Here is a 15,083-nt window from a genome sequence, read left to right on the forward strand (position 1 = left end):
GCGTATAATCGTCGGCAGCGTCAGATGTGTATAAGAGACAGGATCAGGCGGACGCCGGGATGCAGCCAGGAGGGTGGCGGCCGGCTCATGCGGACCCGGCGGGCATGTCCGGACGGTGGAGGGCCGGACGGTAGAGGGCCGCCAGTTCCCCGACCGTGTTGAACTGGACGAAGCCGGCGCGGAAGGGGTCCTGACCCGTGCGCTGCTCCAGCACCACCAGCAGCGTGGCGAGGTCGAGGGAGTCGATAGGCAGGTCCCCGCCGAGGAAACGCGTGCCCGGGCCGAGCGCCGGCAGGGTCTCCCCCTTTTCGGCGGCGATGCGGGCAAGCTCTTCGGCGATCAGCGCGAACATGGAGTCGGTCATCGGGGGTCGCATGCGGAAAGGAAGTCGCGGAGGGTGGCCGTGACGGGGGTCGCCGCCTCACTATGCGGCAAGTGCCCGGCCTTGTCGAAGAGATGAAGCGGCGCGTCGGGGGGCAGGCGGTCGGCGGCCGGCACCGGGATGATGCGGTCCTCCCGCCCCCACAGGAGCTGGATCGGCATGGGGAAGACCGTCCAGTCCACCGGGTCGGGCGACCGGTGCGCCTCCGCGAAGGAGGCGGCGATGATCCGCTCCAGAGCGGTGCGGCGGCGGGAATCGGTGGCCTGGGCGTGCATCACTTCGCCGACGCGGCCCGCCAGCAGCCAGGGCCGGGCGAACAGGCGCGCGGCGCAGTCCCGCCCCTCCTCCACCGTTTCCAGCGCGGCGACACGCCGCAGGAACTCCAGATCGAAACCGGGGCCGAGGCCGGCGCTGGCGACCAGCGACAGGCTGGCCACCCGATCCGGGGCCAGACGCGCCAGTTCCAGGGCGACGTATCCGCCCATGGAGTGGCCGACGGCGTGAACGCGCGGAATCTCCAGCGCATTCAGCAGGCGCAGCAACCAGGGCGCGAAGGCGCCGACCCGCCCCTCCCCGACCTCCAGGGTCGAGGCGCCGTGCCCCGGCAGATCCACCGCCAGGACCCGGCGGTCGGCGGCCAGCGCCGCGGCGTTGAACTGCCAAGTCAGCGAATCCCCGGCGAAGCCGTGCAGCAGCAGAGCCGGAACGCCGCCCTGCCCCATCGACAGATAGGAGGCCGGACCGCCTTCGATGTCCGCCCATCCGCGCCTCGGGGAGCGCTCAATCCTTCCGGTCACCGAAAATTCAGGCCGTTACGGCGATGCCGGCCAGACCCAGCAGGTCGTCCACCGTCTTCGCCTTGACGAGCTTCTCGCCTTCCACGACGTGGCCGAGCCTCTCATCGACCAAAGCGATGAAGCTGATGACGGCCAGCGAGTCCCAAGCGTCGATCGATTCGAGTTCTTCCGCGCCCTTCAGGGTGCCGGCGTCCAGCTCCAGCATCTCGTCGAGCGCGAGCAGGAATTCCTTGCGGTCCATGGTGGTGTCTCCGTTTCAGTGGAGCGTGTTCTGACGCACGCTGCCGTTCAGGTCGGCCCATTCAGGGTTCTGGCGCAGCAGATTGCAACAATCCTGCCAGCCGAAGCCGGGATTTTCGGGGAGCAAGGCGCCCAGCAGGCAGCGGACCAGTTCCAGGTCGGCGGCCTCGTCCACGCACCAGCGCTGGTCCAGCACGCTGCCGTCTTCCGGCGCCAGGGGGATGCCGATGCGGAAACGCTCCGGACGGCGGTAGATATGGGCGGTGACGTGCTCGCGCTCCGCCGGGTCGGTGGCGGAGGCGGAGGCCTCGTCCAGAGCGGCACGGGTGAGGACCTCGCTGTCCAGGCCGCGCGGGAAGCGGGTGACGTCCAGGCTGAGATAGTCCAGCGGCGGCACCGATTCCAGGAAGGCGGCCACCACGCGGTCCACCAGCGCCGGGTCGATCAGCGGGCAATCGGCGGTGACCCGCACCACCACGTCGGCGCCGGCCATGGCGGCGGCCCCGGCGAAGCGCCCGAGCACGTCCTGCTCGTCGCCGCGGAACACCGGAATGCCGAGCGATCCCGCCAGTTCCGCCACCGGGTCGTCGGTGCCGTTCACCGTGGTCGCCAGCACCAGCGCGTCCAGCGTCCGGCAGCACGCCAAACGGCCCAGATGATGCGCCAGCAGCGGCTGCCCCGCCGCCGCCATCAGCACCTTGCCGGGCAGGCGGGTCGAGGTCATGCGGGCCTGCGAGATGCAGACCACGCGCGGCTTGGCCGTGGCGGCGCTCATTCATCCTCCGAGGCCAGCATCTCCCAGCGCAGCGGCTCGCCGCGCGTCAGCGCGCGGGCGGCGCGGCGGCCGAGCACAGCGGGAAGATGTTTCGGCTCCAGGCCGAAGCCGGGACGGATGGAGCGGACGCTGGCGGCGCTCAGCGCCTCGCCCGCCGCCACGTCGGCGGTGACGTAGAGGGAGCGACGGTAGTCCCGCCCGCCCGCCTCGCTCGGCTTCACCCCGTAATGGACGCGGCCCAGCGCCGCCCAGGCGGTGCGCACGGAATCGGCCATCGCCTTGAACTCCGCCGGTTCCAGGGAGAAGGCGCTGTCCACCCCGCCGTCGGCGCGGGACAGGGTGAAATGCTTCTCGATCACCACCGCGCCCAGCGCCGCCGCCGCGACCGGCACCGCTGCACCGTGGGTGTGGTCGGACAGGCCGGCATCGACGCCGAAGGCCTGCGCCAGATGCGGGATGGTGCGCAGGTTGCAGTCCTCGGGCGGTGTCGGGTAGCCGCTGACGCAATGGAGCAGCACGAGCGGCGCGTCGCCCGCCGCCTCCACCGCCTCCGCGATCTCGCCCAGAGTGGCGAGGCCGGTGGACAGGATCAGCGGCTTGCCCGAGCGGGCGGCCCGGCGGATCAGCGGCAGGTCGTTCAACTCGAAGGAGGCGATCTTGAAGGCCGGGGCGTCCAGCCGCTCCAGCAGCTCCACTGCCGTGTCGTCGAAGGGGGAGCTGAAAATGGTCAGGCCGATGGCGCGGGCGCGCTCGAATAGTGGCCCGTGCCACTCCCAAGGGGTATGGGCTTCGCGGTAAAGGTCGTGCAGGGTGCGGCCCTTCCACAACCCGCCCTCCAGCAGGAAGCCCGGCCCGTCATGGTCGATGGTCAGGGTGTCGGCGGTGTAGGTCTGCAGCTTCACCGCGTCGGCGCCGGCCTCCTTGGCGGCGTCTACCAGGGCGAGCGCCCGGTTCAGGTCGCCCTTGTGGTTGCCCGACATCTCGGCGATCAGATAGGGCGGATGGCCGGGGCCAATGGGACGGCTGTTGATAATGACGTCGCGCGGCACGGAGGGCGGTCTCGCTGTGATGGTCGGGTTTCACTCTGCCACGGAAGCGGACGACGGGTCTTCCTTTTGTGCGCCCGCCTTGGCCGCAGCCCGCAGAAGGTCCCGCGCCTCCTCGCCATAGGCCAGCAGCCGTTCGGCGCAGCGGTGACGGTCGCCGACGGTCTGGAAACGGATGCGCGACAGCTCCGACTGCCGCTCCCGCAGCGCCGGGGCGGCGACGAGGGCGGCGGCCCGCTCCACGTAGGCGGCGGCGTCCGGAACGGGAATGCCGGCTCCCGCCACGCTCGCCACGTCGCCCCAGGCCAGCGTGACCACCGGCAACCCCTCCGCGATGGCGTAGGCGGCGCTGCCGCCGCCGCCCTGGCGCGACGGGTTGAGGTAGGCGTGGCAGCGCCGGTAGAAGGCGCGGATGTCCTTGAGATGACCCAGGCTGCGCATCCGCGCGCCGTTGCGCGTCGCCTTCAGCCGGGCCGGCAACTGCTCAACCTCTCCCGCGAAGACGATCACCGCGCCGGGGCAACGGTCGAGGATGGCATCGGCCAGCGCGAGGAATTCCGCGGTCACCTCGATGTCCAGGCGGGTGCCGACCACGGCGAAGACGAAGGCTACATCGCCCAGATCGGGAGCGCCCTCGACACCCGCCGTGGGGGGCGGGGAAAAGCCCAGCGTGAAAGGCCGGAAGCGCCGCGCGAAGGGGCCGCGGTACAGCGCCGGCATGGCGTCGGTGTGGTTCCCCTCCTCGTAGCCCAGCACCAGATGGGCCAGCGAGATGGTCATGCCCGAGGTGGTGGGCAGGCAGACCACCGGCCGCGCATCGGTCACCGCGAACAGGTCGCCCACCACGTTGGCCCCGCCGAAGGTCACCAGCAGGTCGGGGTCGTAACCGTCGATGGCGCCGACGATGGTGGACAGCTTGTCCTTGGAAAAGGTGCGGTCGGTGAAGGACGCCATCTTCACCTGTTTGCCGAACATCTTCAGGGCGAAGACGCCCTCGTAGTCGGCGACCAACTCCGCGACCATCGGTGGCACGAACAGGCTCTCGGCCCGCAACGGCATGGTGTTGCAGTTGATGATGGCGACATCGAGTCCGAAATCGTCCTGGAGCCGGCTGGCGTAGTCGAAGCAGTCGCGCGAGGGCTGGTGCTGGTCGTTGGTGAACTGGTTGGTCAGCACGGCCACCCGTCGGATCGGCCCGGCGCGCGGCACATGGCGCGGCGGAACGACGCCCCAGCGCCGCGCCACCGCCCAAACCAGATCCTCGTAGAAGCGGAACAGGTCGCAGGGTCCGAAGGCGCCCAGCTTCTCCGGTGCCGACGCCGCCAGGAACAGCTGCCGCGCCATGCACCAGTAGGTGTAGTGCATCAACTGCGGCCCGACCCGCTCCCCACCCAGCAGCAAATAATGAAGAATTCGCTCGTAGTGGTAGAGGTCGCCGGTCAACTGGAACAGCACGGAGTGGAGCAGCACCGTCTCCCCGGTCGGCGGGTCGCGGCGAAGCGCCTCGGCGATGGACAGGCGGACCTCCCGCTCCAGTTCGCGGCGCATCCGCTCGCAGTGGGTCGTCAGGGCGTTGAGGCGGTCGGCGTTGAAATGACGCTCGGCCAGCAGGGCCTTCAGCGTGGCGGCCTGTTCCCCGGCAATGTCGGACATGCGGATCCCCCAACCGGCGCCCGTGCTGCGCCCCGCCTCCTGATAGCCCCGGCGTGGTTAAGGTTTCAAGAACGCGCCGCGCGCTCGGCCAGAGCCGCCGCAACCTCGTCCGCCACCGTGGCCCAATCGCCGGGGCGGGGCTGGCGGAACAGGCGGGCGGTCGGGTACCACGGGCTGTCGGCGCGGTCGAGCAGCCAGCGCCAGTCCGGCGCGTGGGACAGCAGCACCCACAGGGGGACGCCCAACGCCCCGGCCAGATGAGCGGGCGCGGTGCAGGAGGACACCACGAGGTCCAGCGACGCCATGATCGCCGCGGTGTCGGCGAAGTCGCGAATCTCCGGCGCCAGATCGGTGAAGGAGGGCGGCATCGCCCGTCGCGCCAGCTCGTCATGGCCGGGGCCGAGTTGCAGGCCGAAGAAGCGGCAGCCCCGCACCGCCAGCAGCGGCGCCAGCGCCGCCAAGCCCGGCGACCGCTCCCGGTCACCGGCGAACTGCGGGTTGCCGGCCCAGACCAGCCCGACCGTGAGACCGTCGCCGGCCAGCCGTTCCCGCCACGCCGCGAGGCGCGCCGGATCGGCGGTCAGGTAGGGGACGGCGGCGGGAACGGTCTCCAGCCGTGTGGCGAAGGCCCGCGGCAGGCTGAGCAGCGGGCACTGCCAGTCGAAGGCGGGCAAAGCCTCGCCGCGCGCAAACACCCGCTCCACCCCCGGCAGGCCGCGGAACAGGGGAACCAGATCGGCCCCGACCTCCAGCAGCGCGCGGGCACCGCGGGCGGCGACCAGGGGGGCGTAGCGGACGAACTGGATGGCGTCGCCTCGGCCCTGTTCCTCGTGCAGCAGGATGGTTTGTCCGGCGATGGCTTCGCCGCTCCACAGCGGCTGCGGCAGCCCGCGCGGCCTGGTCGGGAAATCGGCCACGCCCCAGCGCGCCTCGTAATCCTCCCAGCCGCCGGTCAGGTCGCCGGCGAGGAGCCGCGCCAGCGCGCGGTTCCAGCGCGCCTCGGCGCTGGACGGCTGCAAGCGGACGGCCCGATCGTGCAGGCGCAGCGAGGCGGCGATCTCCCGCCGGTCGCGCAGCCGGTTCGCCAGACCGCTCAGCGCACTGCGGTGATCCGGCTGAAGGGCCAACGCCCGGTGAAGCGACGCCAGAGAGCCGGGTTCGGACAAGGACAGCGCGTGCCAGCCATTCGCCGCGTCCGGACGCAGCCGCAGCGGGCGGCGCAGCGCCGCCATGCTCTCCGCCTCCCCGCCCGTTCTGAGCCGGGCGGCGGCGAGAAGCTCCAGCGCGCCGTCGCTCGCCGGGTCGAGCGCCAGCGCACCGCGCAGAGCCGTGGCGGCGGCGTCCCAACGTCCCGCCTCGTAATGGGCGCGGCCAAGATTGAGCCGGACCGTCGCGTCCTCCGGCAACAACGCCGCTGCGTGCGTCAGCGCCGCCGGCGCCGCCGGGTCCTGGACGCGCTGAAGCGCCACCCCGAGATGGTGCCACGCTTCCCCATGGTCGGGACGCAGCCGGACGGCGCGGCGCAGGGCCGTCATCGCCTCACCCGTCCGTCCCTCGTAGCGCAGCAGGATTCCGGCCTGGACCAGCGGCTCGGCGAGGTCGGGCTGGAGGAGGGTCGTGCGGCGATAGGCCGCCATGGCGAGCCCGCCCTGCCCCGCTTGCCGCGCCGCTCCGGCCAACGGAAAGGCGAGCGCAGCCGAATCGGGACAAAGGCACAAGGCGGCGCGGTACTCCTCGGCCGCTGCGGCGGGGTTGCCGCGGGCCTGATGCAGCATGGCGAGGTTGGCGCGGTATTCGGGAAGGCCGGGGCGCAGCGCCACCGCCCGGCCCAGCAGTTCGGCGGCCTGCTCCAGACGCCCGCCCTGGGCGCAGAGAAGGCCGTAGAGGTGAAGGGCGTTGGGCTCGTCCGGAATCGCGTCGAGGATGCGCCCGTAGAGGGTTTCCGCCTCTTCCGTCCGCCCGGCGGTGTGAAGATCGAGCGCGATGGCCAGCGCCTCGTCCAGCGTCGCCACAGCGCCCACTCCGCTCAGGTCTCGCGGCCGCCGATCACGCTGGCGGCGACCGCCAGACTTTCCGGCGTACCCATGTCGATGAAGCGCGCCTTGGCAACGTGGCCGTGCAGGGTTCCCGGCGGCATCTTGTGCAGCACGTCGCGGGTCAGCGAACTGGCCCCGGAGGCCGCGATGCGGTCAAGGAAGGCCGCAGAGAAGAGATAGACTCCGGCGTTGATGACGCCGCGCCCCGGGGCCTTGTCGAGGAACTGGCGGACGCGGCTGTCCGGCCCGACCTCCACCCGGCCGAAGCGGGCGGCGTCCTCCACCTCCACGCACAGCACCGACGCTTCCGCCCCCGACAGGCGGTGCGAGGCGACGAAGGCGCGCAGGTCGGCGTCCAGGAAGGTGTCGCCGCTCATCACCAGGACGGTGCCGGCCTTCAGGTCCTTGCGGATGTAGGCGAGCGCCGCGGCGGAGCCCATCTGGCTCGGCTCGATCTGGCAGACGACGTCCAGCGAGCGGTTGGTGTCGCCCTGGGCCAGCCACGCCGTCACCCGGTCGGCCAGATGGCCCAGGCACAGCACCACCCGGCGCGCGCCATAGGCCGCCAGATGATCCAGCAGATGTCCGAGAAAGGCGCGGCCCGCGATGGGCGCAAGCACCTTGGGCGTGTCGCCCGAGACGCCCCGCATGCGCGAGCCGAGACCACCGGCAAGCAGCGTGACGTCGATGTCCGTCAAGGCTTCCTCAGGCCGCACCGTGCTTCCCCTCATGCTCCCGGCGCCGCGGCGCCGCCCCCACACCCGCCGCATACCGCGTCGGCGGTGGATTGGTCAAACATTCGGTGGGGGTGACGGCGAACTTTCCCGGCCGACCGCCCAACGTAAGCCCCCAACCGCCTGGCCTATTCCGCGAAGGCGGCCAGCGTGGTTTCGCGCGGGAAGATATGGGGGTGCCCCTCCCAATCGCTGCGCAGCGTCTCGAACACATGGACGTCATGGAAACGGCCATATTTCTGGACATGTTGACGCAGCACCCCGACCTCCCGCGCCTTTACAACCCTCTGGATGCGGATGACCGTGTCGTTGCCCTCCATGAAATAGTTGAAGAGCTTGTTCATCCCCAAACCGTAGAAGCAATAGTCCATGATGAAGCAGTGCAGGAAGCCGGCGAGCCGCCGCCTGTCCTTCTCATCCACGATATACGAGCCGGAGGAGCAGCGCAGATGCACCCGGTCGATGTCATAGTAGGAAAGATAGCCGACCGGGCGGCCCTCATGCTCGATGATGAAATGGCGGAAGTCCGCGCGGGCGTCCATTGCGGCCAGCCACGCGCGCTGCCGGTCGACGTCCGGGTTCTCCAGATCGGTGAACATGAAGCGGGTGATCGACGGCTCGGTTCGCCAGCGCAGCAGCATCTCGGCATCGTCGGTCGTCGGTCGGCGGAAGCGGAACATGAACCCTCACCCTCAAACGCCTGCGGCGTCACGTCGCCAGATAGCCGCCGTCCACCGGCAGCATCACCCCGTTGATCCAACCGCTGGCCGGCGACAGCAGGAAGGCGATGGCCGAGGCCACGTCCTCCGGCTTACCGAAGCCCATGGGATGGGCCGCTCGGATCGCCTTGAACTGCTCCGCCGTGGTGGTGCGGCGGAAGCGCTCCATCATCTCCGTCTCGACCATCGCCGGGGCGACGCAGTTGACGCGGATGCCGTCGCGCAGGAACTCCATGGCCAGCCCGCGGGTGGCCGAGACCAGCCCGCCCTTGGCCGCCGAATAGACCACGTTGCCCGGCTGCCCGATCTCCGCGGCGACGGAGGACACCAGGACCAGCGCCGCCGGTTCGGCGTGGCAGCCCTTCTGCCGCAGGCCGCGGGCCAGCGCCAGAGCGCTCAGCAGGTTGGCGTGGAGGATGCCGTCGAAGAAGGCGCGGTCGACGCCGCGCACCGGCTTGCCGACCTGCACCCCGGCGCAATGGGCCAGCCCGGCGATGGGGCCGCCGGCCTCCGCCTGCGCCTTGACCCAGCCGGGGATGGCGTCGCTGTCCGACAGGTCGAAGGCGGCCGTCCGGTGCCCCTCCCCCGGCAGAAGCGCCAGCGTCTCGTCCAGCCGCCCGGCGTCGCGCCCGTTGAGCGTGACCCGCGCGCCGACCCTCGCGGCCAGCAGAGCGGTCGCCCGCCCGATCCCGGCGGAGGCGCCGGTGACCAGGACATGCCGTCCGGCGAGATCGACGAGCGGGCTCATGTCCCCGGTCATGTCCCGGCTCATTCGGCCGCCATGCGGGCGAGCCACGCCCGGTGGAAGGCGGCGATGCGCTCCTCGCAGACGCCGAGGACGGCCGGGGTCTGGACCTGCTTCAGCCCCTTGTGGGTGGCTTCGGCGACGCGCTGGTCCTCACCCAGGATGGTGCGGTTGAAGCCGACGACATTGGCCTCCACCGCCTTGCGCGCAGCCCCGCCCTTGGTCTGCGGCTTGGAGGTCTCGCCCACAAACAGGCGGAAATGCAAGTCGCAGCGGTCCGGCCCGACAGGGTCGTAGGTCTGGACACTCATCAGCGCGCCGTGGGAGACGCCGATGGCGAGGTTGGGGAAGATCAGATAGTGGTCGTAGCTCTCCAGCCGGTCGCTGCGCGGCAGCCCCATCTTCTGGCTCACCCCGTCCCACCAGCGCGCCGAGCCGTCGGACAGCTGGCTGATGCCCCGCGAATGCTCGCCCTCGTAGGAGCAGATCCAGACCTTCTTGACATAATTCTTGAAGGTTTCCGGGTGGGTGGCGTCGACGTGGTAGACCTCCAGGGCGGTTTCCAGCGCCGCCTTCCAGTTGGCGTTCCAGGGCAGCACGCCCTCGTCGATGCGGTCGGTGAACAGCGCCGACAGATGGTCGAGGACGGCGCCGTACGCTCCCAACTGCTCGTCAAGCCCCGGCCCGGCCGGCTCCAGCCGGACGAAGACGAAGCGGCCCCGCACCGCCACCTCGAAACGCCGCAGGGCGAGGCGCTTCTTCGCCGCGTCGTCCAGACCGAAATGCTCGCGGTTTCCGGGGATGCCGACCGGAACGCCGTCGCGGTTGAAGACCCAGCCGTGATAGGGACAGACCGGCTTGCCGTTGCCGCAGGGTCGCAGGTGGATCAGCGAATAGCGGTGCGTGCAGACATTGTGGTAGGCCCGCAGCTCGCCGCCGAAGTTCTGGACCAAAACCGAGGTGCCGGCGATGTCCGCGGTGATGAAGTCGTTGTCGTTGCGCAGGTCGTCCGTAAATCCAACGAACATCCAGCAGCGGCGGAAGACTCGCGCCGCCTCTTCGGCGTGATTGGCCTCGCCGGAGTAACGCTGGGGCGGGATCACCATGTCGGGCGGGAACGAAAGCCGGCTTTGCTGACCCCGGTCATCCATGGCTGATTCCATTTATCGGTTCGTTAATCATTCGACCCTAGCGTTCTTTCGGTTAATAGTCTCCGAATTCGCCCAAGTCCAGGACGGACGCAGCGGCGGCGGAGGGAGGGAGCATCCGGTGAAGGCCATCATCGAGGGCGTGCGCATCGCGGGATTTCGGGCCGCCGTGCCGCCGCACCGCCATTCCTTCCTGGAGGACCATTCCCTCTTCACGGCGGAGGAAGCGGAAAAGCTGTTCGCCACCACCGGCGTGTACGAGCGGCGCATCGCCCCGCCGCACATCTGCGCGTCGGACATGTGCGTGGCGGCGGCGGAAGGGCTGCTCGCCCAGCTCGGCTGGGACCCGGCCAGCGTCGACGTTCTGGTCTTCGTGTCGCAGGACCCCGACTACAACGTCCCGGCGACCTCCTGCGTCATGCAGAAGCGGCTGGGGCTGGCGACGGGGGCGGCCTGCTTCGACGTGAATCTGGGCTGTTCCGGCTTCGTCTATGGGTTGTGGATGGCCGGGCGGCTGCTCGGCGGATCGACGGGCCGACGGGCCATCGTTCTGTGCGGCGACACCAGCTCGCGCCACCTCGTGCCGGGCGACCGCTCCACCCTGCCGCTGTTCGGCGACGCGGGCGGGGCCGTGGCTTTGGAAGTCACCCAAGGGGCGCCGCCGATCCACGTCGTCGTCGGCACCGACGGCGGCGGGGCCAAGAACATCTGGGTCAAGGCCGGCGGGCGCCGCAATTCGCTGGTGCCGGGACGCGAGCCCTGGCCGGCGGACAAGCAGGAACAGATGTTCACCGACTCGCGCCTGTCGCTGAACGGGGCGGAGGTGTTCGCCTTCACGCTGCGCGCCGTGCCGCCGCTGATCCGCGAGACGCTGGAGTTCGCAGGCGTGGGGGTGGAGGACATCGACCTCTGCGTGATGCACCAGGCCAACGCCTTCATGCTGGAGCATCTGCGCAAGAAGACCAAGTTCCCGCCGGAAAAATTCCTCGTGGACATGCACGACTTCGGCAACACCAGCTCCGCCTCGATCCCGCTGGCGGTCAGCCACCGGCTGGGCGAGGCGCTGTCCACCGGCACGCGCAAGATGCTGCTGGCCGGCTTCGGCGTCGGCTGGTCTTGGGGTGCCGTGGTTGCCGACGTCGGGCCGATCCCCGCCCCGGCGGTGCAGGAAATCCCCGACGACTTCCCCCTGCTGACCCCCTGAGCCGCCGGACCATGCGCAACCCGCTCGACCTCACGGGACGGCGCCTGCTGGTGACCGGAGCCTCATCCGACAGCGACATCGGCCGCGAGATCTGCAGGGCGCTGGCCGGGCTGGGCGCCGCTCTCACTCTGGTCGGCCGACGCGCCGACGCGCTGGAGGCCACCCGCGCCCTGCTGGACGGACCGGGGCGGCACAGCGTCGCCCCCTTCGACCTGACCGACCTCGACGCCATCCCCGGCTGGATGAAAGGGCTGGCGGAGTCGGGCGGTCCCTTCGCCGGTCTGGTCCATTCCGCGTCGGAGCAGGGCTACTCCGTGCTGCGGCAGGTCAACCGGGCGCAGTTCGACCGCTATTTCACGCTGAACGTCGGGGCGCCGCTGATGCTGGCGCGCGGCTTCCACCAGAAGGGCGTCTTCGCACCGGGCGGCGGGGCGATCGTCTATGTCGGGTCGGTCGCCGGGCTGAAGGGCCAGAAGGGCCGCTCGCTCTACGCCGCGAGCAAGGCGGCGCTGGTCTCGGTGGCGCAGTCGTTGGCGCTGGAATTGGCCGATAAGCGCATCCGCGTCAATGTGGTCGCCCCGGCGGTGGTGCTGGGCACCAAGGCGGAGAAGCAGTTCGCCATGCTGCCGGCGGAGCAGAACGCCGCGCTCGCTGCCGCCCACCCGCTGGGCTACGGCGCGCCGCAGGACGTGGCCGACGCGGTGGCCTACCTGCTGGCCGACAGCGGGCGCTGGGTGACCGGGACGGTGCTGCCCGTGGACGGTGGCTTCACCGCGGGTTGATCGCCTCCGCCAGCGCCCGCGCGATGCGCAAGGCACCCTGGCCATCGACAATCCCCGCCAGCTTGCCCGCCATGCTCCTCCGCCGCGCCGGGTCGGCCCAAAGCTCCAGAGCCACGTCAGCGATCCGCTCCGGAGCACCTTCGGTCTGCCCAGCCACCAGGGCGCACCAGCCCAGAGCCTCCGACTGGCGGGCGGCCTCTAACTGGTTGTCGGCAATGGTGACGAGGACGGCGGGCGTGCCGACGGCCGCCAGTTCCCCAGTCGTGGTGCCCGCCGCCGAGACGGCCAGCCCGGCCTGCGCCATCAGGAGCCCCATGCGCGGCGTGTCGCGGTGCAGCCGCACGCTGTCTTTGAAACGCCCCCCCGCGGCCTCCACCGCCGCCGCGTCACGCACCGCCCCGCCGACCGCCACATCCAGCCGGACGCCGGGCGGCAGGCGCGGCGCGAGACGTTCGATCACCGGAGCCGTCAGCCCCAGCGGGTCGGAGCCGCCGAAGGTGACCAGCAGGCCGCAGCGTTCCTCAAGCGGTGGCTTGGCCGCTGCCGCGGCCTCCCGCACCTCCCGCCGCAACGGCGCGTGAGCGGGGCCGAGCAGCAGCCGGGCGTCGGGGTTGCCCTTACGGTAGGGCAGCGACGCGGCGTCCGGCGCGGCGTTGACGATCAGCCCGGCGTGAATCGGCTCCCCCGTCCCGGCGTCGTCGAAGGCCAGGATGGGCAGCCCCGTCTCGTCCAGCCCGGCCCGCCAGCCTTCGGAGAATCCATAACCGTCCAGCACGACGGCGGCGGCGCCGGCTTGCGCCGCGATGGCGCGCGTCGCGGCAAGGTCGGCGACGCTGCCGGGGGCCGCGTCGATCCGATGAACGGCCATACCGGCAGCGCGCAGACGTTCCTCCAAAGCCGGTGGCAGGCTCGCCACCGTGAACAGCGCATCGCCGCCCAGCTCCTGCACGGCCTCCGCCACGGCGAGGCAGCGCATGACGTGCCCGGCCCCGATGGAGGCCCCGGCGTCGGCGCGGAACAGCACCCTCACGGGCCGTCTCCCGGCCTTCAATGCAGGGTCGGCGCGTTCGGCCCGGTGGGGCGCAGCCGCGTGCGGGCCGAGGACAGGCAGAAGGCATGCCAGTAGAGCGCGACCAGGGCGCCCGGCATGCTGTCCAGCTCATGCCCCGGCAAAGCGGTGATGTTCGCCGCGTGGGCCATGGCGGCGTTGGCGGCGTTGAGGCTGTGTTGCGCCGCCGGACCGATCAGCGCCAGCGTCTCCGCCAGCGCGCGGGCGTCGAGGCGCAGGGTCGCCGGGGCGACGGTCACCTGAGCGGTTCCATCGCGCAGGCGCCCGATGGCGATGTAGGCCTCCAGAAGGTCCGGCCGGTCCTCCGGACGAATCACCGCGGCGACCACGCGGTTGCCGGTCAGCGGGCCGGTGCCGTCGAACTCGAACACCACGGCGCGCTCGGCCTGCCGGGCCTCGGCCAGGGCGGCGGCGCGCTCCCCGGCGGAGACTCCAGCCAGCCGCATCGCCTCCTCGAACATCTCGGGCCGCCCACCGCCCTCGGCGTGGACGACCAGCGGAGCGTCCATCGTCGCGGCGATGGCGAGACGGCGCGCCATGACGTTGACCGCCGCCTCCGCCGCGTCCTGCGGAAGCGTGTCCTGCAGCAGCTCCGCGCCCTTGCGCAGCATCACCTCGGCGAAGCTGATGTCCGGGGCGGTGTCTGGGGTCATGGTGCGGTCTCCGTCGAAGATGGTCGGCTGTTGTACGCCAGCGTTGGGCGGTTTCTCAATGTTCGCCGCCATCAATGATAACCACCATCAATGATAACCAATGGCGCCCGTTACCTTGCCGCGGAAAACCCAGTAGCTGTAGGCGGTGTAGATCAGGATCGTCGGAATCAGGAAAGCCATGCCGATCAGCAGGAAGACCTGGGTTTCCGGCGGGGCCGCCGCCTGCCACACGGTGATCCCCGGCGGGATCAGCACCGGCCACAGGCTGATCGCCAGCCCCAGATAGGACAGGGCGAACAGCCCCATGGCGAAGGCGAAGGGAAGCACCTCCCGCCCCTCGTCCAGCGCCCGCCACAGGCCGAAGGCGAGGAAGCCGACCATCAACGGCACCGGCGACAGCAGCAGGATGTTGGGCACCGAGAACCAGCGCGCGGCGATGGAGGCGTCCAGGAAGGGCGTCCACAGGCTGACCGCCGCGACCAGAACCAGCACCACGATGAGCAGCCGCCGCGCCACGCGGAAGCACCAATCCTGCAGGATGCCAATCGTCCGCCAGATCAGCCATGTGCTCCCCAGCAGCGCGTAGCCGGCGATCAGCGCCACGCCGCAGAACAGGCTGAAGGGGGTCAGCCAGTCCAGCATGGTCCCGGCGAAGTTGCGCCCCTCCACCTCGATCCCCTGGATGAAGGAGCCGAGAACCACCCCCTGCGCGAAGGTGGCGAGCAGCGAGCCCAGGAAGAAGGCCTTGTTCCACAGATGGCGGCTGCTCCGCGCCTTGAAGCGGAACTCGAAGGCGACGCCGCGGAAGATCAGCGCGATCAGCATCAGCAGCAGCGGCAGATACATGGCCGGCAGAACGACGGCGTAGGCGATGGGAAAGGCCGCGAACAGCCCCGCCCCGCCGAGGATCAGCCACGTCTCGTTGAAGTCCCAGACCGGCGCCACGGAGTTCATCATCACGTCCCGCGCCTCCTCGCTGGGGGCGAAGGGGTAGAGGATGCCGATGCCGAGGTCGAAGCCGTCCATCAGCACATACATGAAGACGGCGAAACCGACGATGGCGACCCAGGCGAGGGTCAGCAGGCTGCCTTCCATGGACG

General features: G+C 70.6%; 16 protein-coding genes. 2 read left to right on the forward strand and 14 right to left on the reverse strand.

Features of this window, described 5'->3' with window-relative positions; all coding sequences use genetic code 11:
- Positions 1-85: 85 nt before the first annotated feature.
- From Q4I23_RS07475 to Q4I23_RS07525, 11 genes are all read right to left on the reverse strand, one after another.
- Positions 86-364 (reverse strand): phosphopantetheine-binding protein, encoded by a 279-nt coding sequence (locus tag Q4I23_RS07475; protein ID WP_498525770.1) that lies wholly within the window; start codon positions 362-364, stop codon positions 86-88.
- Complete coding sequence (locus Q4I23_RS07480) at positions 361-1,179, reverse strand: alpha/beta fold hydrolase (protein WP_498525771.1); 819 nt, start codon at positions 1,177-1,179, stop codon at positions 361-363. Before Q4I23_RS07480 ends, Q4I23_RS07475 begins: the two co-directional genes overlap by 4 nt.
- A gap of 7 nt (positions 1,180-1,186) precedes the next feature.
- Positions 1,187-1,420, reverse strand: a complete 234-nt coding sequence (locus Q4I23_RS07485) for an acyl carrier protein (RefSeq protein ID WP_498525772.1) — start codon at positions 1,418-1,420, stop codon at positions 1,187-1,189.
- A gap of 15 nt (positions 1,421-1,435) precedes the next feature.
- The gene (locus Q4I23_RS07490) at positions 1,436-2,194 is read right to left on the reverse strand and encodes a cytidylyltransferase domain-containing protein (RefSeq protein ID WP_498525773.1); all 759 of its coding nucleotides are present in this window, start codon (positions 2,192-2,194) and stop codon (positions 1,436-1,438) included.
- On the reverse strand, positions 2,191-3,243 hold the full coding sequence (gene pseI / locus Q4I23_RS07495) for a pseudaminic acid synthase (RefSeq protein WP_454016813.1): 1,053 nt from the start codon (positions 3,241-3,243) through the stop codon (positions 2,191-2,193). Before pseI ends, Q4I23_RS07490 begins: the two co-directional genes overlap by 4 nt.
- A gap of 30 nt (positions 3,244-3,273) precedes the next feature.
- Positions 3,274-4,893, reverse strand: coding sequence for a glycosyltransferase (locus Q4I23_RS07500; protein ID WP_498525774.1), 1,620 nt, complete (start codon positions 4,891-4,893; stop codon positions 3,274-3,276).
- Between the two features lie 65 nt (positions 4,894-4,958).
- Entirely contained in the window at positions 4,959-6,905 is a 1,947-nt protein-coding gene (locus tag Q4I23_RS07505; protein ID WP_498525775.1) for a tetratricopeptide repeat protein, read from the reverse strand.
- Positions 6,906-6,919: 14 nt separating this feature from the next.
- Positions 6,920-7,627, reverse strand: a complete 708-nt coding sequence (locus tag Q4I23_RS07510) for a sugar phosphate nucleotidyltransferase (protein ID WP_236778230.1) — start codon at positions 7,625-7,627, stop codon at positions 6,920-6,922.
- 164 nt (positions 7,628-7,791) lie between these two features.
- On the reverse strand, positions 7,792-8,343 hold the full coding sequence (locus tag Q4I23_RS07515; protein WP_237906300.1) for a GNAT family N-acetyltransferase: 552 nt from the start codon (positions 8,341-8,343) through the stop codon (positions 7,792-7,794).
- A gap of 28 nt (positions 8,344-8,371) precedes the next feature.
- On the reverse strand, positions 8,372-9,142 hold the full coding sequence (locus tag Q4I23_RS07520; RefSeq protein ID WP_498525776.1) for an SDR family NAD(P)-dependent oxidoreductase: 771 nt from the start codon (positions 9,140-9,142) through the stop codon (positions 8,372-8,374).
- A gap of 8 nt (positions 9,143-9,150) precedes the next feature.
- Positions 9,151-10,278 (reverse strand): aromatic ring-hydroxylating oxygenase subunit alpha, encoded by a 1,128-nt coding sequence (locus tag Q4I23_RS07525; RefSeq protein ID WP_498525777.1) that lies wholly within the window; start codon positions 10,276-10,278, stop codon positions 9,151-9,153.
- A 118-nt stretch (positions 10,279-10,396) separates the two neighbouring features.
- On the opposite strand from Q4I23_RS07525, the gene Q4I23_RS07530 reads away from it, so the two are divergent.
- Together Q4I23_RS07530 and Q4I23_RS07535 are read left to right on the forward strand one after the other, a co-directional pair.
- Entirely contained in the window at positions 10,397-11,479 is a 1,083-nt protein-coding gene (locus Q4I23_RS07530; protein WP_454016818.1) for a 3-oxoacyl-ACP synthase III family protein, read from the forward strand.
- Between the two features lie 11 nt (positions 11,480-11,490).
- On the forward strand, positions 11,491-12,261 hold the full coding sequence (locus tag Q4I23_RS07535) for an SDR family NAD(P)-dependent oxidoreductase (RefSeq protein ID WP_498525778.1): 771 nt from the start codon (positions 11,491-11,493) through the stop codon (positions 12,259-12,261).
- Here Q4I23_RS07535 and pseG read toward each other — a convergent pair.
- The 3 genes from pseG to cydB all read right to left on the reverse strand — a co-directional run bounded on the left by pseG (position 12,248) and on the right by cydB (position 15,078).
- Entirely contained in the window at positions 12,248-13,291 is a 1,044-nt protein-coding gene (pseG, locus tag Q4I23_RS07540) for a UDP-2,4-diacetamido-2,4,6-trideoxy-beta-L-altropyranose hydrolase (RefSeq protein WP_498525779.1), read from the reverse strand. The genes Q4I23_RS07535 and pseG overlap by 14 nt on opposite strands.
- A gap of 17 nt (positions 13,292-13,308) precedes the next feature.
- Complete coding sequence (locus Q4I23_RS07545; protein WP_498525780.1) at positions 13,309-13,983, reverse strand: hypothetical protein; 675 nt, start codon at positions 13,981-13,983, stop codon at positions 13,309-13,311.
- A gap of 87 nt (positions 13,984-14,070) precedes the next feature.
- Entirely contained in the window at positions 14,071-15,078 is a 1,008-nt protein-coding gene (gene cydB / locus Q4I23_RS07550) for a cytochrome d ubiquinol oxidase subunit II (protein WP_103041523.1), read from the reverse strand.
- Between the last annotated feature and the right edge of the window lie 5 nt (positions 15,079-15,083).

Source organism: Azospirillum sp. UFLA03-27 (assembly GCF_059803775.1).

Bases quoted from the DNA above. Each gene is read 5' to 3' on its own strand.
- Q4I23_RS07545 (WP_498525780.1), bottom strand. From the start codon at position 13,983: ATGACCCCAGACACCGCCCCGGACATCAGCTTCGCCGAGGTGATGCTG.
- Q4I23_RS07485 (WP_498525772.1), bottom strand. From the start codon at position 1,420: ATGGACCGCAAGGAATTCCTGCTCGCGCTCGACGAGATGCTGGAGCTG.
- Q4I23_RS07525 (WP_498525777.1), bottom strand. From the start codon at position 10,278: ATGGATGACCGGGGTCAGCAAAGCCGGCTTTCGTTCCCGCCCGACATG.
- Q4I23_RS07490 (WP_498525773.1), bottom strand. From the start codon at position 2,194: ATGAGCGCCGCCACGGCCAAGCCGCGCGTGGTCTGCATCTCGCAGGCC.
- Q4I23_RS07520 (WP_498525776.1), bottom strand. From the start codon at position 9,142: ATGACCGGGGACATGAGCCCGCTCGTCGATCTCGCCGGACGGCATGTC.
- cydB (WP_103041523.1), bottom strand. From the start codon at position 15,078: ATGGAAGGCAGCCTGCTGACCCTCGCCTGGGTCGCCATCGTCGGTTTC.
- Q4I23_RS07535 (WP_498525778.1), top strand. From the start codon at position 11,491: ATGCGCAACCCGCTCGACCTCACGGGACGGCGCCTGCTGGTGACCGGA.
- Q4I23_RS07475 (WP_498525770.1), bottom strand. From the start codon at position 364: ATGACCGACTCCATGTTCGCGCTGATCGCCGAAGAGCTTGCCCGCATC.
- Q4I23_RS07500 (WP_498525774.1), bottom strand. From the start codon at position 4,893: ATGTCCGACATTGCCGGGGAACAGGCCGCCACGCTGAAGGCCCTGCTG.
- Q4I23_RS07515 (WP_237906300.1), bottom strand. From the start codon at position 8,343: ATGTTCCGCTTCCGCCGACCGACGACCGACGATGCCGAGATGCTGCTG.